Annotated in this window: 17 protein-coding genes; 8 read left to right on the forward strand and 9 right to left on the reverse strand. The window is 69.9% G+C overall.

Annotated elements, in window-relative coordinates:
- Nucleotides 1-165 precede the first annotated feature (165 nt).
- The 4 genes from M4D53_RS12690 to M4D53_RS12705 form a co-directional block, all read right to left on the reverse strand.
- Nucleotides 166-1167, reverse strand: coding sequence for an ABC transporter substrate-binding protein (locus M4D53_RS12690; RefSeq protein WP_071329175.1), 1002 nt, complete (start codon nt 1165-1167; stop codon nt 166-168).
- 134 nt (nt 1168-1301) lie between these two features.
- Nucleotides 1302-2336 (reverse strand): ABC transporter permease, encoded by a 1035-nt coding sequence (locus tag M4D53_RS12695; protein WP_025105378.1) that lies wholly within the window; start codon nt 2334-2336, stop codon nt 1302-1304.
- On the reverse strand, nt 2336-3838 hold the full coding sequence (locus tag M4D53_RS12700) for a sugar ABC transporter ATP-binding protein (RefSeq protein ID WP_025105377.1): 1503 nt from the start codon (nt 3836-3838) through the stop codon (nt 2336-2338). The genes M4D53_RS12695 and M4D53_RS12700 overlap by 1 nt, the downstream gene beginning before the upstream one ends.
- 178 nt (nt 3839-4016) lie before the next feature.
- Nucleotides 4017-4886: a sugar phosphate isomerase/epimerase family protein gene (locus M4D53_RS12705; protein WP_259954347.1), complete on the reverse strand. Its 870-nt coding sequence runs from the start codon at nt 4884-4886 to the stop codon at nt 4017-4019.
- Nucleotides 4887-5074: 188 nt separating this feature from the next.
- Here M4D53_RS12705 and M4D53_RS12710 point away from each other — a divergent pair, with 188 nt between their 5' ends.
- The gene (locus M4D53_RS12710; protein ID WP_259954348.1) at nt 5075-6076 is read left to right on the forward strand and encodes a LacI family DNA-binding transcriptional regulator; all 1002 of its coding nucleotides are present in this window, start codon (nt 5075-5077) and stop codon (nt 6074-6076) included.
- A 96-nt stretch (nt 6077-6172) separates the two neighbouring features.
- Here M4D53_RS12710 and M4D53_RS12715 read toward each other — a convergent pair whose 3' ends face one another.
- The 3 genes from M4D53_RS12715 to M4D53_RS12725 are packed head-to-tail and all read right to left on the reverse strand — an operon-like array spanning nt 6173 to nt 8866.
- On the reverse strand, nt 6173-6592 hold the full coding sequence (locus M4D53_RS12715) for an RbsD/FucU family protein (protein WP_025105374.1): 420 nt from the start codon (nt 6590-6592) through the stop codon (nt 6173-6175).
- Between the two features lie 23 nt (nt 6593-6615).
- Entirely contained in the window at nt 6616-7584 is a 969-nt protein-coding gene (locus tag M4D53_RS12720) for an aldo/keto reductase (protein ID WP_259954349.1), read from the reverse strand.
- On the reverse strand, nt 7571-8866 hold the full coding sequence (locus M4D53_RS12725; RefSeq protein WP_259954351.1) for an L-fuconate dehydratase: 1296 nt from the start codon (nt 8864-8866) through the stop codon (nt 7571-7573). Before M4D53_RS12725 ends, M4D53_RS12720 begins: the two co-directional genes overlap by 14 nt.
- 123 nt (nt 8867-8989) lie before the next feature.
- Between M4D53_RS12725 and M4D53_RS12730 the strand changes: the two genes are divergently transcribed.
- Complete coding sequence (locus M4D53_RS12730) at nt 8990-9850, forward strand: fumarylacetoacetate hydrolase family protein (RefSeq protein WP_187662524.1); 861 nt, start codon at nt 8990-8992, stop codon at nt 9848-9850.
- A complete protein-coding gene (locus M4D53_RS12735) occupies nt 9832-10614 on the forward strand; it encodes an SDR family NAD(P)-dependent oxidoreductase (RefSeq protein WP_259954354.1) in 783 nt (260 codons plus the stop codon). The genes M4D53_RS12730 and M4D53_RS12735 overlap by 19 nt, the downstream gene beginning before the upstream one ends.
- 338 nt (nt 10615-10952) lie before the next feature.
- Here the strand turns inward: M4D53_RS12735 and M4D53_RS12740 are convergent, their stop codons facing one another.
- On the reverse strand, nt 10953-11852 hold the full coding sequence (locus M4D53_RS12740; protein ID WP_259954357.1) for an amidohydrolase family protein: 900 nt from the start codon (nt 11850-11852) through the stop codon (nt 10953-10955).
- A 47-nt stretch (nt 11853-11899) separates the two neighbouring features.
- Here M4D53_RS12740 and M4D53_RS12745 point away from each other — a divergent pair, with 47 nt between their 5' ends.
- Nucleotides 11900-12577: a FadR/GntR family transcriptional regulator gene (locus tag M4D53_RS12745; protein WP_187662527.1), complete on the forward strand. Its 678-nt coding sequence runs from the start codon at nt 11900-11902 to the stop codon at nt 12575-12577.
- A 4-nt stretch (nt 12578-12581) separates the two neighbouring features.
- On the opposite strand, the gene M4D53_RS12750 is transcribed toward M4D53_RS12745, so the two are convergent.
- Nucleotides 12582-13244: a transaldolase family protein gene (locus tag M4D53_RS12750; RefSeq protein WP_259954358.1), complete on the reverse strand. Its 663-nt coding sequence runs from the start codon at nt 13242-13244 to the stop codon at nt 12582-12584.
- A gap of 118 nt (nt 13245-13362) precedes the next feature.
- On the opposite strand from M4D53_RS12750, the gene M4D53_RS12755 reads away from it, so the two are divergent.
- The 4 genes from M4D53_RS12755 to M4D53_RS12770 are packed head-to-tail and all read left to right on the forward strand — an operon-like array spanning nt 13363 to nt 16639.
- Nucleotides 13363-14325 (forward strand): ribokinase, encoded by a 963-nt coding sequence (locus M4D53_RS12755; RefSeq protein WP_259954360.1) that lies wholly within the window; start codon nt 13363-13365, stop codon nt 14323-14325.
- Nucleotides 14326-14339: 14 nt separating this feature from the next.
- On the forward strand, nt 14340-14744 hold the full coding sequence (gene rbsD / locus M4D53_RS12760; protein ID WP_187662530.1) for a D-ribose pyranase: 405 nt from the start codon (nt 14340-14342) through the stop codon (nt 14742-14744).
- On the forward strand, nt 14744-15556 hold the full coding sequence (locus tag M4D53_RS12765) for a GntR family transcriptional regulator (RefSeq protein WP_187662531.1): 813 nt from the start codon (nt 14744-14746) through the stop codon (nt 15554-15556). Before rbsD ends, M4D53_RS12765 begins: the two co-directional genes overlap by 1 nt.
- A gap of 24 nt (nt 15557-15580) precedes the next feature.
- Entirely contained in the window at nt 15581-16639 is a 1059-nt protein-coding gene (locus M4D53_RS12770; protein ID WP_187662532.1) for a PLP-dependent cysteine synthase family protein, read from the forward strand.
- Nucleotides 16640-16641: the final 2 nt, after the last annotated feature.

Consider the following 16641-nt stretch of genomic DNA (forward strand, 5'->3'; position numbering starts at 1 on the left):
GGGGTCCGATCGTGCCTCCGCCCCAGGGTCGTGCAATGGGACCGCCGATCGCCCACGGACCACCAATCACGGACCCACGGATCACGGACCACGGATCACGGACCCGGAACACCACTGAACACGACGAAGCCCCCCGCCCGAAGGCGAGGGGCTCCGTCGTGCGGGTCACTCGTAGAGGACCGCGGCGATCTTGTCGTCGTCGATGTTGTTCTTGTCGTACCAGTAGGAACCGGTGTCGTAGAACTCCTCGACGTCGTCGCCGTTGGCCGCGTCGTAGGCCGCCTGCACGACCTGGGCGCCGATGCCGATCGGGTCCTGCGTGATGGCGCCGGCCATCGTGCCGTCCTTGATGGCGTTGATCTGGGCTGCACCGGAGTCGAAGCCGACGATGGTGATCTTGCCCTTCTCCAGGCCGAGCTCGTTCACGGCGTTCACGACGCCGATGGCCGAGCCCTCGTTGGTGCCGTAGATGCCCTTGAGGTCGGGGTGCGCCGCGATGAGCGTCTTGGCGATGTCGGCCGACTTCAGGTGGTCGCCGTCACCGTACTGGATGTCGACGATCTCGATGTCGGGGTAGTCCGCCTCGATCTTCTCGACGAAGCCGTCGCGACGCTCGACACCCGTCGAGTTGATCTGCGAGTGACCGACGATGGCGACCTCGCCCTCGCCGCCGATCAGCTCGGCCATGTGCTCGGCCGCCAGCGCGCCGGCGACCTTGCTGTCCGTCGCGGAGAGGCTGAGTCCGACGTCGCCGTTGCACGGGGCGTCGAAGTAGACGACGGGGATGTCCTTCGACTTCGCCTGCTCGAGCGGGGCGACGCACGCCTCGGGGTCGAGGGCGGCGTAGGCGATGGCGTCCGGGTTCTTGTCGATCGCGGCGGTCAGCATCTCGAGCTGCTGCGCGATCTCGGTCTCGGCGGCCGGGCCCTCGAAGGTGATCTTGACGCCCAGCTCCTGGGCCTTCTCCTCCGCACCCTTCTTGACGGCCTGCCAGAACTGGTGCTGGAAGCCCTTCGAGACCATGGCGATGTACATCTCGCCGTCGCTGCTGCCGGTGTCGCCGCCCGAGCCCTCTTCGATCACGTCGCCGCCGCCGGCACAGCCGGCGAACACGAGCGCGGATGCGGCCACGAGTGCCGCGAATGCGGTCTTCTTGCCGAATTTCATGGAAACTCCGTTGTTCTGTGTGGGTGCCGGCCAGGACCGGCGGGTGGACATTCGTGGTGCCTGTGCGGAGGGTTCCGCGGGGTCCGGCCGGAGCCGGGGACGGCGGCGGGCACGGGTTTCGCCGCCGCCGTGTCTCAGGTCCGCTGGCGGTTGCGCAGCGAGTCGAGGAAGACGGCCAGCAGGACGACGACGCCGACGACGATGTTCTGCCACTCCGGCTGGATCGACATGATCCGGAGGCCGTTGACCAGGACGCTCATGATGAGCGCACCGATCACGGTGCCGAGGATCGAGCCGCGGCCGCCGAGCAGCGAGGTGCCGCCGATGATCACAGCCGCGATGGCCTGCAGCTCGTAGCCCGTGCCGATCTGCGGCTGGGCCGAGTCGAGGCGGGCGGCGATCACGATGCCGGCGATGCCGGTGAAGGCGCCGGCGAACATGTAGATGAGGATCGTCCAGCGGCGCGTGTTGACGCCGGAGAGGCGCGTGGCCTCCTCGTTCGATCCGATCGCGAACGTGTACCGCCCGAGGAGCGTCTTCGACAGCACGAGCCAGGCGACGATCGCGAGGGCCGCGGTGATGAGCACCGCGTTCGGGATGCCGGGGATGAGCACGCCGAGCGCGATCTTCTTGAAGTCGGGAGCCGAGGTCGAGAAGTAGATCGGCGCGACGTTCGAGATGACGAGGGCGAGGCCGCCGGCGATCATCATCATGGCCAGCGTCGCGATGAACGGCGGCAACCGCAGGAAGGTGATGTTGACGCCGTTCACCAGACCCATGAGCACACCGGTCGCGATGCCGCCGAGTACGCCGACCCACACGGGCAGGCCCAGGTTGGTGATGAGCACACCCGTCATCACGGCGCAGAGCGCCATGCCGGTGCCGATCGACAGATCGATGCCGCCGGTGATGATGACGAACGTCGTGCCGAGGGCGAGGATGCCGATGACCGCGGTGGACAGCAGCACCGTGGCGATGTTGCTGAAGGTGAAGAAGTTCGGGCTGGCGATCGAGAAGAAGATGACCAGGACGATCAGGGTGCCGAACGCGAGCGACTGCTGGAACTGCCGCTTGAGGAACCCGGCGACGTCGCGCTTGTCGGTGTCCTCGTTGACGGCCGTCTGGATGATCGTCGTCGTCGACGATCCGGACTGCTGTGGGGTGCTCATCAGTCTTCCTCCCCGTGGGCTGCGAGTTGCATGATCTTCTCCTGGCTGGCTTCCTCGTTGCGGAGCGTCCCGGTGATGCGGCCGTTCGCGAACACAGCGATGCGGTTCGCGACCCGGAGGATCTCGGGGAGCTCCGACGAGATGACGATGATGGACTTGCCCGCGTCGGCGAGCTGCTGCATGAGGCGGTAGATCTCCTCCTTCGCACCGACGTCGATGCCTCGCGTCGGCTCGTCGAAGATGAGGATGTCGCAGTCGCGCATCAGCCACCGGGCGATGACGACCTTCTGCTGGTTCCCTCCGGAGAGGAGCTTGACGACCTGGTTGACCGAGGGGGTCTTCACCCGCAGCTGCTGGACGTATTCCTTGGTGCGGTTCTTCGCCTTGCTGTCGCCCATCCAGCCGATGCCGTTGGCGTAGGAGCCGAGCGACGCGAGCACGGTGTTGAAGGTCACGTCCTGCTCGAGCATGAGGCCGAGCAGCTTGCGATCCTCGGAGAGGTAGCCGACGCCGTGCTTGACCGCGTCCGCGGGCTGCGCGATGCGGACGGTGCGCCCGCCGATCGTGATCGTGCCGCCGTCGCGGTGGTCGGCGCCGATCACGGCCCGTGCGGTCTCGGTGCGTCCGGCGCCCATGAGGCCGGCGAATCCGAGGATCTCGCCCTTGTGCAGCTGGAACGACACGTCCTTGAGGAGCTTCCGCGTGGAGAGCCCCTGCACGTCGAGCACGATGGGGTCGTTGAGATGCTCCCGCGCCTGCGGACGCGTGCCCTCGTCGATCACGCGGCCGACCATCATCTCGATGATCGTCGGAATCGTGATCTCGGACTTGTCGAGTGATCCGATGTATGTGCCGTCGCGGAGCACGGTCACGCGGTCGGCGAGGCGGCGCAACTCGTCCATGCGGTGCGAGATGTAGACGATGCCGGTGCCCCGCGCCTTGAGCTGCTCGATGAGGACGAAGAGGGTCTCGACCTCGCTGTCGGTGAGGGCCGACGTCGGCTCGTCCATGATGAGGACCTTGGCGTTGAAGGACAGCGCCTTGGCGATCTCGACCATCTGCTGCTCGGCCACCGTCAGCTCTCCCACGCGCTGGCGGGGGTCGAGGTGGATGTCCAAACGCTGCAGCAGCTCGGCCGTCTGCCGGTTGAGCTTCCGCTCCGACAGGAACGGGCCCGTCGTGGGCTCGCGGCCGACGTAGATGTTCTGCGCGACCGTGAGGTCGGGCATCAGGTTGAGCTCCTGGTGGATGATCGTGATCCCCAGCTCCTGCGCCTGCAGCGGGCTGGTGAGCTCGACCTCCTGCCCCTCGAACGTGATCGTGCCCTCGTCCTTGGTGTAGATCCCGGAGAGGATCTTCATCAGGGTGGATTTGCCGGCACCGTTCTCACCCACGAGGACGAGCACCTCGCCGGCGCGCACCTCGAGATGCACGTCCTTCAGCGCCTGGACACCGGGGAATCCCTTGCTGATCCCCTCGACCCTCAGGATGGGTCCACTCATGCGCTCACCTGCTTCCTTGAAGGTTCTGTCGCGATTTCGGCGGACCGTTCCGCCGTAAACATCGGATCAATTCTGCGTCCTGCACCCGGGTCAGTGCAAGTTGTATCTAAATGTATCTAACGATCGGCGGCGGGGGAAGACCTGTAATAACATCTTGATCTCGAAGCGCCCGCGGGTCTCAGTGGAGACGGATGGAATCGACCGCCACGAGCTTGTCGCGGATGTAGGCGTTCGCGTGCGCCCCGAGTTCGTCGTTGTCCGTCCAGAGGTTGCGCCAGATGCCGAGCATGCGGCTGAGGTCAGGCGCGACCACGGCCGAGGAGAACGACTCGAACACGATGGGGCCGTCGTAGCCGATGCGTCCGAGCGCCTTGAAGAACGTGTCGAAGTCGACCGTCCCGGTGCCGAGATAGCCGCGGTGGCTCTCGCCGATGTGCACGTACCGCAGGGCCGGGGCCGCATCGAGCACCGGCCCGAACATATCCGACTCCTCGATGTTCATGTGGTACGTGTCCAGGTGGATGCCGAGGTTCGGACGGTCGACCTCAGCGAGGTACGCCAGCGCCTGCCGCGCGGTGTTCAGCACGTTGGTCTCGTAGCGGTTGACGACCTCGAGGGAGACGGAGACTCCCCGGTCGGCGGCGTGGTCCGCCACTCGGGCGATCGTCCGACGGCTCGAGGCGAGACCCTCGGGCGTGACCGGATCCATGTACTTCTTCATCGCGCTGTAGATCACGCCGCAGAAGTGCGTGCCCCCGAGCTCGGCGAGCACGTCGACCGCGCGGAGCAGGAGCGCCTCGCCCGCGGCCACCACGGCGGGGTCACCGCTGGTGATGTCGGTCTCGTCGGAGAGCCCGAGCGAGGCGCTGACCGCGAGTCCATGCTCCGCGAGGGCGGCCTTCGCGGCGGCGACGTCGAACGAGAACGGATCCATCAGCGGGAACTCGATGAGGTCGAAGCCCGCCTGCTTCGTCTTCTCGACCGCGAGCCGGATGCCGTCCGCGTCGAAGGTCCCCGTCCAGACGAGTCCGTGGCAGCCGATGTTCATGAGCGCTCCTCCGGCGGGTGTCCGGCACCGTCGCCGCGCGGACTTGGCACGTTACAAGTCCGGTGTGCGAGTCACGCTACGTCGCCGTCGACCGGGGTGTCAAGAACTTTCTTGGCACGTTACAAGTCCTCCGCTAGCCTGGGCCTCATCCGGCCGCACACCGACGGCCCCACCGTCGAAGGAGACCCATGTCCGCGAGCGTGAAGGACGTCGCGGCTCTCGCGGGGGTCTCGGCATCGACCGTGTCGAACTACCTCAATCACCCGCACGTCCTCGGCGCCGCCAGCCGCGAGCGGGTGCGCGCCGCGATCGCCGAGCTCGGCTTCGTGCCGAACGAGTCGGCTCGCCAGCTCCGCGCGGGATCGAGCAAGGCCCTCGCCCTCATCCTCCTCGACGCCTGGCTGCCGTACTTCAACGACCTCTCCCGCGGCGTCGACGACGTGGCGCGGGAGGGCGGCTGGTCGCTCTTCTTCAGCGACAGCGCCCGCGACGTCGCCCGCGAGGAGCAGAACATCGACATGTTCGAGGCCCACCGGGTGCAGGGCATCATCATCTATCCGCGCGGCGATGTCGTGCCGCGGCTGGAACAGCTCGCGACTCGCGGGATCCGCTCGGTGGTCGTCGGCCCCATCCGGGATTCGCCCTCCGTCGCCGCGGTCACCTTCGACGACCGCGGCGGCGGACGGCTGGCCGGCGAGCACCTGCTCTCCCTCGGCCGTCGCCGCATCCTGTTCCTCGGAGCCCCGACGGTGAGCCAGTCGAACGATCGTCTCGCCGGGCTGCGCGACGCGGTGGCGGGGACCGACGCCCGCATTTCCGTCCTCGACGTCGAACACCTCACGACCGAAGACGGCCTCCGGGCCGGGGCGCACCTGACGGATCTCCCGGCGGAAGAGCGCCCCGACGCGGTCTTCGCCGCGAACGACGGAGTGGCCCTCGGTGTGCTCACGCCGCTGCTCCGCCACGGCATCCGCGTGCCGGAGGAGATCGCGCTCGTCGGGTTCGACGACATCGCCGCCGCGCACCAGGGCGTGGTGCCGCTGACGAGCGTCCGGCAGCCCGGCTACGAGATCGGCCGCGCCGCCGGGGCCGCGCTGCTGCAGCTCCTCGCCGATCCGACCGCCGCGCCTCCGGCGCCGACGCCGTTCCCGGCCGAGCTCATCGTGCGGGAGTCCACCGTCGGGCGGTGAACCCGGCGTTCACAACTCAGGAGAAGAGCGCGGCTCCGCGTCGGAACGGCCCGTCCAGCCGCTTTCGCCGACGCAGCTCCTGAGTTGTGAACGGAGTCAGGCCGAGGGGTGGCCGACCACGCCCTTCCGGAGCAGTGCGTTGCCGTACTTGCGCGTCTCCCCCGTGCGCACCATCAGGTACGCCTCCTTCGCGACCTCGTAGTACGCGAAGCGCTCGACGAAGCGCGTGGTGTCGAGCTCCGTACCCGCCGCGGCCATGAGCTCGCGTTGCACATCCAGCACCTCGCCGTCGGCCGAGGTCATCAGGTCGATGCCGGGCGCGTCGTCGAGTGGCAGCACGCTGCGGATCGCGGCCACGACCTCCGGCGTCGTGGTCCCGGGAAGGTCGACCACCCGTGCGCCCAGTCCCCACGCCGGGAAGTGCGCGTCGGCGACGACCACCGCGTCGGAGTGCCCCATCCGGTCGAGATGCAGCAGCAGCTCCCCGGTCAGCAGCGGGTGGATTCCTTCGAGCACGGCGGCTCCTCTCGATCGGGGGGTCAGGACGCGGGGATCAGGCCCTCGGCGGCGAGGTTCTCCCACAGCGCGGAGGGGATCTGCAGCGAAGCGTACTCGGCGTTCTGCCTGAGCTGGGCCGGACGGCTGCCCCCGACGACCACCGAGCGCACCACGTCAGACTGCAGCGGGAACCGGATCGCCGCGGCCGGCAGGGGCACATCGTGATCGGCGCACACCGCGGCGATGCGCACGAGGCGGTCCCACAGCTCGTCGGGGAGCTGCCCGTACTCGTAGCGGCCATCGCGTCGCGGCTCGTTCGAGGCGAGCAGGCCGGAGTTGAACACCGACGCCGCGACGATCCCGGTCCCGGTCTCGCGGCACGCGGGCAGCACGTCGACCGCGGCGGGCTGCTCCAGCAGCGTGTACCGACCGGCCACCATCACGAGGTCGAGGTCGGCCGAACGCACCGATGCCGCGAGGGCGTCCGACACCATCGAGCCGATGCCGATCGCGGTCACCTCATCGTCGGCGCGCAACTGCTCCAGGGCGGGAAGGGCCTCGGCGAGCGCGAGGTCGAGGTCGTGCCGCTCCGGGTCGTGCAGGTAGAGGAGGTCGATGCGCTCGATGCCCAGGCGCTCGCGCGACTCCTCCAGGCTCGCCCGGATGCCGTCCGCCGAGAAGTCCCACACGCGCTGGAGGTCGTCCGGCACGTGGAAGTCGTTCGCGGTGTCGAGGCCGCCGGCGTGGTCGGGGTTCGGGCGCAGCAGACGGCCGACCTTGGTCGAGAGCACGTACTCGTCGCGCGGCTTGGTCTGCAGGAAGGCTCCGAGTCGGCGCTCGGACAGCCCGAGGCCGTAGTGCGGAGCGGTGTCGTAGAAGCGGATGCCGCTCTCCCACGCCGCGTCCAGCACCGCCCACGCGTCGTCGTCGGACAGCTCACGGAAGAGGTTGCCGACGTTCGCGGCACCGTAGCCGAGGGTCGGGACGGTCAGGCGCTCAGGCGTGGACATGCGCACCCGTCCAGGTGTACTCCGCGATGCTGTCGGCCTTCATCTCCATGCCCGTACCCGGCGCGGTCGGAGCCATGTAGGAGCCGCCCTGGATGTCGGTCGGCACGACGAAGTGCTCGTGCAGGTGGTCGACGAACTCGATCAGGCGGCCCTCGCGGGTCCCGGAGACGGCGACGAAGTCGAACATCGACAGGTGCTGCACGGCCTCGCACAGCCCCACGCCGCCGGCGTGCGGGCACACCGGCACGTCGAACTTCGCCGCGAGCAGCAGGTTGGCGATGTTCTCGTTCACTCCCGCGACGCGGACGGCGTCGATCTGCATGACCGAGATCGCGTCGGCCTGCAGGAGCTGCTTGAAGATCATCCGGTTCTGTGCGTGCTCCCCCGTGGCGACGCGGATGGGAGCGACGCCGCGGGCGATCTCGGCGTGCCCGAGGATGTCGTCGGGGCTGGTGGGCTCCTCGATCCATGCGGGGTGGAACTCGGCGAGCGCGTTCACCCACTCGATCGCCTCGGAGACCTCCCAGCGCTGGTTCGCGTCGATCGCGATGGGGAAGTCCGGGCCGCACACCTCCCGGGCCTTCCGGAAGCGGCGGATGTCGTCGTCGAGGTCGGCGCCGACCTTGAGCTTGATCTGCGTGAACCCGTCGGCCATGGCCTCGCGGGCGAGGCGCTCGAGCTTCTCGTCGGAGTAGCCCAGCCAGCCGGGGCTGGTCGTGTAGCCGGGGTAGCCGGTGGCGAGGAGCTGCTGCTCGCGCTCGGCCCGCCCGGGCTCCGCCGCGCGCAGGATCTCCAGCGCCTCCTCGCGGGTGAGGGCGTTGGTGAGGTAGCGGAAGTCGACGAGGTCGACGAGCTCCTCCGGGGCCATCCGGGCGAGGAGCTGCCAGAGCGGCAGGCCCGCGCGCTTGGCCTTGATGTCCCACAGCGCGTTGATGACGGCGCCGATGGCCATGTGCATGACGCCCTTCTCCGGCCCCAGCCAGCGGAGCTGCGAGTCGCCGATGATCTCGCGGAACGTGCCGCCCATGTCATCGAGCAGCGGTTCGATCTCCCGCCCGACGAGGTGTCCGGCGAGCGCGTCGATGGCCGCGACCTGCACGTCGTTGCCGCGGCCGATCGTGAAGACGAAGGCGTGCCCCTCGATGCCGTCGCCGGCGTCCGTGCGGACGATGACGTACGCGGCGGAGTAGTCGGGGTCCGGGTTCATCGCGTCGGAGCCGTCGAGGCTCAGCGACGTGGGGAAGCGGATGTCGGTGGTGTCGAGGGCGACGATACGGCTCACGGGGTTCCTCTCCATGCGCGGGTCGTTCTTCCGCGCGGATCTCTTGGAGTGTAAACATCCGATGTCTATACTGTCAACGAGACCGGCCGCTGAGCAGCGGCCTCCCGAACGATCAGGAGAATCATGAAGTTCGCGCGGCTCGGCACCCCGGGGGCGGAGATCCCCGTCCTCCTGGAGGGTGACCGCTACCTCGACCTCCGCCCGGTGACATCCGATGTCAACGGCGACTTCCTTGCGGGAGACTTCGTCGCCCGCGTCGCCGCCGCCCGCGACGCCGGGGAGCTCCCCGAGCTGCCGGACGCCGCGACGATGCGCATCGGCGCCCCGATCGCCCGCCCGAGCGCGGTGATCTGCATCGGGATGAACTACGCCGCGCACGCCGCGGAGTCGGGGTCGGAGCCGCCGACCATCCCCATCATCTTCCTCAAGACGCCCAACACGGTCGTCGGCCCCAACGACGCGGTGACGATCCCGCGCGGGAGCGAGAAGACCGACTGGGAGGTCGAGCTCGGCATCGTCATCGGCGCCCGCACCGCCTACCTCGACTCCCCGGAGGAGTCGATGGCGCACGTGGCCGGCTTCGTCGCCGCGAACGACGTGTCGGAACGGGACTTCCAGATGGCGGTGTCCGGCGGGCAGTGGTCGAAGGGCAAGATCGCCTTCGGCTTCAATCCCACGGGTCCCTGGCTGGTCACCCCGGACGAGGTGGACCATCAGGCGCTCGGCCTCCGCAGCTTCGTGAACGGCGAGCCGCGGCAGGACTCGAACACGAGCGACATGATCTTCACGGTCGAGCAGATCGTGCACCACCTGTCGCAGTACGTGACGCTCGAGCCCGGTGACCTGATCCTCACCGGCACCCCGCAGGGCGTGGCCCTGTCCGGCACGTACCCCTACCTGGCCGCGGGCGACGTGGTGGAGATCGAGATCGACAGCCTCGGACGCCAGCGCCAGGACTTCATCGCATGGGAGGCAGAGAAGTGACCCTTCGAACTCAGGGAACCGACGCGGAAGGCCTCGTGGCCATCGTCACCGGAGGAGCCTCCGGCATCGGCGCGGCGATCGCCGACCGTCTGCACGAGGACGGCGTCATCGTCGCGGTCCTCGATCGTGACACCACGCACGCCGACGAGCGGTTCGCCGCGTTCACCGCCGACGTCTCCGACCGCGCGAGCGTGGACGCCGCCGTCGCCGCCGTCGCCGAGCGCTTCGGCCGCATCGACATCGTCGTCAACAACGCCGGCGTCGGCGCACAGGGCGACATCGCCGCGAACGACGACGACGAGTGGGCCCGCGTCCTCTCCATCAACGTCACGGGCATCGCTCGGGTGACCTCGGCGGCGCTCCCCTGGTTGCGGACGTCCCCCGCCGCCGCCGTATGCAACACGGCCTCGATCGCCTCGACCACCGGACTCCCGCAGCGGGCGCTGTACTCCGCATCGAAGGGAGCCGTGTCGGCGCTGACCCGCGCGATGGCCGCCGATCATCTGCGCGAGGGCATCCGCGTCAATGCGGTCAACCCCGGCACGGCGGACACCCCCTGGGTCGGACGACTGCTCGACTCCGCGGCCGACCCCGCCGCCGAGCGGGCCGCGTTGGAGGCACGGCAGCCCCACGGACGACTCGTGAGCCCCGACGAGGTCGCCGCCGCGGTGGCCTACCTCGTGAGCCCCGCCGCGGGCTCCACCACGGGCACCTTCATCGAGGTCGACGGGGGGATGGCGCAGCTCCGCCTCCGCCCCGAGTGACTCGGTCTTCTCCGACGGCCCGGTGTCTCCCCGCGAGGCCCCGGGCCGTTCTCGTCCCGTCCCGCCCCGTCCCACCCCAGCCGGGATCAATTCCGCTCCCTCCTCCCGCCCCGCACGCCCCTTTCTCATCCTGCACGCCGCCTCGCCGCGCGGGCGGGATCAGAATCGCCCCCCGACGCCGCGGCCGCGGACCGTTTCCCATCCCGCACGCCACGAGGCGCCCGGAGGGACGAGCGTGAGCGGTACGGTACCCATCCGGCCGGGATCAAAAGCGGGCCTGGACGGGGCTCCGAAGGTGGCATATTGCACTCGCCCCGCGTAAGGGGGGGGGAGGGGGACTAGAGGGAGTAGAAGGAGGTGGCGGTGGCGTGGAAGAGGGCGTCGTGATCGATGCCGCGGGACGTGGCCCAGGCCGCCACGGCGTCGGCCCAGCGGCTGCGTGCGGACGGCTGATACACCGGAGAGCCGTCGGCGGAAGCGCGGGGATCGTCCGGCACCGCGGGGCCGACCGCCGACACGGGCCAGTCGCTCCCCCACATCAGGCGCTCGGGACCGAAGACGTCGGCCGCGATGTCGAGGAAGGGTTCGAGCTGCGCGAGGCTCCAGTCCCCTCCGGCCTCCGCGGGCAGTCCGGACACCTTGCAGAACACCCCGGGGTGTCGCGCCAGCTCGGCGAGGTCGCGCTCCCACTCCACAGAGGGCGTGCGCGGAGCAGAAGCCGTCCCGACCTCCGGCTTGCCGAGGTGATCGAGCACGATCCGCAGCTCGGGGATCGCGCCGGACAGTCGTGCGACGTCGGGGAGCTGCGCGGCACGCACGCACGCGTCGAAGGTCCACCCGTGCGCCGCGACCTCGCGGGCCCCGGAGATGAAGACCGACGAGAGCATCATGCCGTCCGGCTCCCCCTGCAGCAGATGACGCACGCCGACCACGAGGGGCTCCGCGGTGAGGCTCTCCAGGTGCACCGTGGTGTCGGTGCCGCGATCGAGCCGAGCGCCGGCGACGATGCCGACCACCCCGAGTCGTTCCGCCTGCCCTGCCACCCACCGCACCTCCGCGAGGAAGTCGTCCTCGGCGGTCTCGGCCTGCACGAACACGGCCCGCTCCTCCGTGGCCCGCTCCACCCGCGCATGCTCGAACTCGCCGGCAGCGAAGCGCCGCGCGAGCGGTCCCTCGAGCCACGTGTACCCGAGGGCCTCCGGGTCCCACAGGTGCAGGTGCGAGTCGAGGATGCGCATGCCCCCATCCTGCCGCAGACATCGGATGTTGTGCGAGGATGAGCGCCATGGCAGTGACGGACGAGGCGATCGAGAAGATCAAGGCGATGATCGTGTCGGGCGAACTGGCCCCCGGCGATCGCCTGCCCCCGGAGAAGGAGCTCTCCGAGCGCCTCGGCCTCTCCCGCAACTCGATGCGCGAAGCGGTCAAGGCGCTGGAGGTCATCCGCGTGCTCGACGTCCGTCGTGGTGACGGCACCTATGTCACGAGCCTGGAGCCGCACCTGCTGCTGGAGGCGATCGCGTTCGTCGTGGACATGCACGACGACGACTCGATGCTGGAGATGTTCGCCGTCCGCCGGATGCTCGAATCGCAGGCCACCGGGCTCGCGGCGACCCTGGGCACGGACGAGGCGATCGCGGCCCTGCAGGACGAGGTGGAGGCCGTCGACGCCTCCGTCGGCATCGAGGAGCTCGTCGACCACGACATCCGCTTCCACCGCGAGATCGTGGGCATGGCGGGCAACGCCTACCTCGCGAGCCTCATCGAGCACCTGAGCAGCCAGACGGTCCGGGCCCGGGTGTGGCGGGGGCTCACGGAGGGCGGCGCCGTGGAGCGCACCCTGTCGGAGCACCGCGCCATCGCCGACGCCATCGCCCAGCGCGACTCGGCACTGGCCACCTCCCTCGCCACGGCCCACATCGCGGGTGTCGAGCGGTGGTTGCGGCAGGCCGCCTCGGCCTGACCCGTCAGGCGCCGAGACGCTCCATCGCGGCGTCGAACTCGGCCGCCGAGCTGTCGCTGACCTCGTGGAACAGCACCTGGTCGAGCACGCCGGGCGCGGCGGTGAAGTAGGGGACGCCGGCAGCGCGCAGCCCGGTGATGTCATCGGCCGTCCGCAGCGACGCGGCGAGGACGTTGGAGGCGCTGCCCGCGCACATCTCCTGCATCCGGGCGATGAGGGCGTCGCCGTCCATGCCCGCGTCGCGCATGCGCCCGAGGTAGGGCGCGATGTACTGGGCACCGATCGAAGCGCACGCGAGCGCCTGCGCGACGGAGTAGACCGCCGTGACGAGGACCGTGGCCCCGTCACGGATGAGGGCGGAAGCGGCGGCGAACCCGGCTGCGGTCGCGGGCACCTTCACCGCGACGCGGTCGCCGAGCGCGCGGATGCCCTCCGCGTTCCGGAGGAAGGAGGCGGTGTCACCACCCCACGTCTGGAAGAACACCTCCCGAGCGCCCTCCTCGACCCAGCGGGCGTAGAGGTCGGGGATCTCCCCAGCCGTCCGCCCGCCACGCTCGAGGATCGTGGGGTTCGTCGTGACACCGTGCACGACCCCCGCGGAGAGCAGCCGCGCGACACGGTCGGTGTCGGCGCTGTCGACGTACAGGCGGGGCGCGATCGCGGTCATCGGGGTCTCCTCGCGGGCAACCTGTCGTTACAGGTGGGGCTTCGGCTAATGTAATGACAGCTCCCGAACCTTGTCAAAGACCGGGAGTCCCGCGCTGTCGAGGAGGATCAGGAGCGAGATGACACCCGCACACCCCGGCGACCGCTCCGGCGTCGTCATCGTCGGCAGCGTGACGGCCGACGTCACGACCTTCTCCCAGCGGCTCCCGGCCCGCGGCGAGACCATCCTCGGCGACGAGTTCACGCTGATGCTCGGCGGCAAGGGCGCGAACCAGGCCGTCGCGGCGGGACGCTCCGGCGCCCGCACGAGCTTCGTCGGCTGCGTCGGCGACGACCTGTTCCACGACCTCGTGGTGGACGGTCTCACCGCCGCCGGCGTCGACCTCGCGCACCTGCGCACCGTCCCGGGCCCCACCGGAATCGCGCACATCCGCGTCGACGCCTCCGCGCAGAACGACATCGTCATGGTGCCGCTCGCGAACGCCGCTCTGAGCACCGAGCAGATCGACGAGGCCCTCGCAGCGCTCGCCCCCACGACCTCGGTGCTGCTCACCCAGCTCGAGACCCCGTCCGCCCTGACCGCCCACATCACCGCGCGGGGACGCGAGCACGGCATGACCGTGATCCTCGATCCGGCACCGGCGGCGGAGCTGGCAGCGGAGATCTGGCGGAGCATCGACATCGTCACCCCGAACGAGACCGAGGCATCGCTCATCAGCGGCATCCAGGTGACCGACGCCGCCTCCGCCGAACGCGCCGGACACTGGTTCCTGGAGCAGGGTGTGGGCGCCGCGGTCATCACGTTGGCCGGACAGGGGTCGTGCGTCGTCACCGCCGAGGGCGCCACCGTCGTCCCGCCGTTCCCCGTGGAGGCCGTCGACACCACCGCCGCGGGCGACGCCTATGCCGGCTACCTCGGCGCCGCGCTCGCGAGCGGAGCGGCCCTCACCGATGCGGTGCGGCTGGCGACCGCCGCGGGCGCCCTCACCGTCACGAAGCAGGGGGCCTCGCCCAGCCTCCCCCACCGCGCCGACGTCGAGGCCTTCCTCGCCGCGCGCACCGCGGCCCCCGTCGCGAACTGAACCAGGAGCACACGATGCGCAAGACCTCGACCACGATCAACCCCGCGCTCTCCCGCGTCATCAGCGAGACCGGGCACACCGATCTGATCGTCGTGACCGATGCCGGGCTGCCGATCCCGCCGGGCGCCGAGCGCATCGACCTCGCCTACCGTCCCGGCGCCCCCGCCTTCCTCGACGTGCTCGACACGGTGCTCGCGGAGCTCGTCGTCGAGGGCGCGACGGTGTCGGCCGAGGTCGCCGAGAAGAGCCCGGAGGTGCTCGACGCCCTGCGCGAGCGCTTCGCCGATGCGGGGTTCGAGATCGAGCTGGTCCCGCACGTCGAGTTCAAGCGGCGCACGCACGCCGCCCGCGCCTTCGTGCGCTCCGGGGAGTTCACCCCGTACGCGAACGTGATCCTGCACGCGGGGGTGGCGTACTGATGTCCCTCATCGAGGACGCCATCGACCGCCACAGCGCGGCGCCCATGTACGACCAGCTCCGGCAGCTCATCATCGACGGCATCGCCCGCGACGGTCTGCAGCCGGGCGATCCTCTTCCCGGCGAGCACCGGCTGTGCGAGCGCTACGGCATCTCCCGCACGGTCGTTCGGCAGGCGCTGGCGCAGCTCGAGCACGAGGGACTCGTCGAGCGCGTGAAGGGCAAGGGCACGTTCGTCTCCCGCCCGCGCACGAGCGAGAGTCTCGTGCACACACTCGTCGGGCTGTACGACGACGTCGAGCGGCGCGGTGGCCATGTGCACAGCGACGTCCTCCGCCACGAGCAGACCGTCGCGGACGAGGAGGTCGCCCTGGCCCTGGAGGTGCCGGTCGGATCGCCGGTGATCGTGCTGGAGCGGCTGCGACACGTGGACGGCGAGCCCTGGTCGCTCTCGACCACGTGGATGCCCGAGGCGGTGGGGGCGGTGACGCTCGGCGCGGATCTCACCGAGGCGTCGCTGTACCGGCTGCTCGCCGACCACGGCATTATCGCCACGCACGGCGTCCGCTCGGCCGAGGCGACCGTCGCCACGCACGAGCAGGCTCAGCACCTCGGTGTGAGCGCCGGCTCCGCCCTCCTCCGTCTGCGCAGCATCAGCCGCAGTGAGGACGGCGTGCCGATCGAGTACTTCATCGCGTACCACCGCGGAGACCGCTCGCGCTTCGAGTTCCAGCTCCAGCAGGAGCAGTCCCAGGCCTCGTTGATGCACGTGGACGGATCGGGCGGCGCCTCCCCCGCGGGCACGGTGGGCTGACAGCGGCCCCGGTACGCTCGAGGCATGAGCGACTGGACCAGCACCGCGATCGCCCTGCTGGAAGCCGATGCCAACCGCAGCGCCGACACACACCTGCACCTGTTCCCGCTGCCGCCGGAGTGGGGCATCGACCTCTACCTCAAGGACGAGTCGGTGCACCCGACCGGCTCGCTCAAGCACCGCCTCGCGCGCTCCCTCCTCCTCTACGGGCTCGTCAACGGGCGCATCCGTGAGGACACGACCCTCGTGGAGTCCTCGAGCGGATCGACCGCGGTGTCGGAGGCCTACTTCGCCCGCATGCTGGGGCTGAAGTTCATCACCGTCGTGCCCCGGTCGACGGTGCAGGAGAAGATCGACCTCATCGAGTTCTACGGCGGAACCTGCCACTTCGTCGACCGCCCGGAGGACATGTCGTCGGAGGCCCAGCGCCTGGCGGCGGACTGCACCGGGCACTACCTCGACCAGTTCACGTTCGCGGAGCGCGCGACCGACTGGCGCGGCAACAACAACATCGCCGAGAGCGTGTTCAGCCAGCTCGCCCAGGAGCGGCATCCGATCCCCCGCTGGATCGTCACGGGCGCCGGCACCGGCGGCACCAGCGCGACGTTCGGCCGCTATGTGAAGTACCGCCGCCATGACACCCGGATCGCGGTCGTTGACCCCGAGGGCTCGGCCTTCTACGACGGCTGGGCGGGGACGGTCGACCCGCCGGCCGGGCGGCCCAGCCGCATCGAGGGCATCGGGCGGCCGCGGGTGGAGGCCTCGTTCGTGCCGTCCGTGATCGACGAGATGATCCAGGTGCCGGACGCGGGCTCCATCGCCGCGATCCGCCTCCTCCGCGAGCGCACCCTGCACTGGGCGGGCGGCTCCACCGGCACGAACCTCTACGGCGCGTTCCAGCTCATCGCCCGGATGCGTGCCGCCGGCGAGACCGGCAGCGTCGTGACCCTCATCTGCGACAGCGGTGTGCGCTACGCCGGCACGTACTACTCCGACGAGTGGGTGGCGCAGCAGGGGTGGGACCTCGCCCCGCACCGTGCGCGGCTGGAGCGGTTCCTGGAGACCGGGGTCTGGGCGGAGTGATC

The organism is Microbacterium meiriae (genome assembly GCF_025143875.1).
GTDB lineage: Bacteria > Actinomycetota > Actinomycetes > Actinomycetales > Microbacteriaceae > Microbacterium > Microbacterium meiriae.

Coding starts and splice junctions, on each gene's coding strand:
- M4D53_RS12690 (WP_071329175.1), bottom strand. CDS start 1,167: ATGAAATTCGGCAAGAAGACCGCATTCGCGGCACTCGTGGCCGCATCC.
- M4D53_RS12695 (WP_025105378.1), bottom strand. CDS start 2,336: ATGAGCACCCCACAGCAGTCCGGATCGTCGACGACGACGATCATCCAG.
- M4D53_RS12700 (WP_025105377.1), bottom strand. CDS start 3,838: ATGAGTGGACCCATCCTGAGGGTCGAGGGGATCAGCAAGGGATTCCCC.
- M4D53_RS12705 (WP_259954347.1), bottom strand. CDS start 4,886: ATGAACATCGGCTGCCACGGACTCGTCTGGACGGGGACCTTCGACGCG.
- M4D53_RS12710 (WP_259954348.1), top strand. CDS start 5,075: ATGTCCGCGAGCGTGAAGGACGTCGCGGCTCTCGCGGGGGTCTCGGCA.
- M4D53_RS12720 (WP_259954349.1), bottom strand. CDS start 7,584: ATGTCCACGCCTGAGCGCCTGACCGTCCCGACCCTCGGCTACGGTGCC.
- M4D53_RS12730 (WP_187662524.1), top strand. CDS start 8,990: ATGAAGTTCGCGCGGCTCGGCACCCCGGGGGCGGAGATCCCCGTCCTC.
- M4D53_RS12735 (WP_259954354.1), top strand. CDS start 9,832: ATGGGAGGCAGAGAAGTGACCCTTCGAACTCAGGGAACCGACGCGGAA.
- M4D53_RS12740 (WP_259954357.1), bottom strand. CDS start 11,852: ATGCGCATCCTCGACTCGCACCTGCACCTGTGGGACCCGGAGGCCCTC.
- M4D53_RS12745 (WP_187662527.1), top strand. CDS start 11,900: ATGGCAGTGACGGACGAGGCGATCGAGAAGATCAAGGCGATGATCGTG.
- M4D53_RS12750 (WP_259954358.1), bottom strand. CDS start 13,244: ATGACCGCGATCGCGCCCCGCCTGTACGTCGACAGCGCCGACACCGAC.
- M4D53_RS12755 (WP_259954360.1), top strand. CDS start 13,363: ATGACACCCGCACACCCCGGCGACCGCTCCGGCGTCGTCATCGTCGGC.
- rbsD (WP_187662530.1), top strand. CDS start 14,340: ATGCGCAAGACCTCGACCACGATCAACCCCGCGCTCTCCCGCGTCATC.
- M4D53_RS12765 (WP_187662531.1), top strand. CDS start 14,744: ATGTCCCTCATCGAGGACGCCATCGACCGCCACAGCGCGGCGCCCATG.
- M4D53_RS12770 (WP_187662532.1), top strand. CDS start 15,581: ATGAGCGACTGGACCAGCACCGCGATCGCCCTGCTGGAAGCCGATGCC.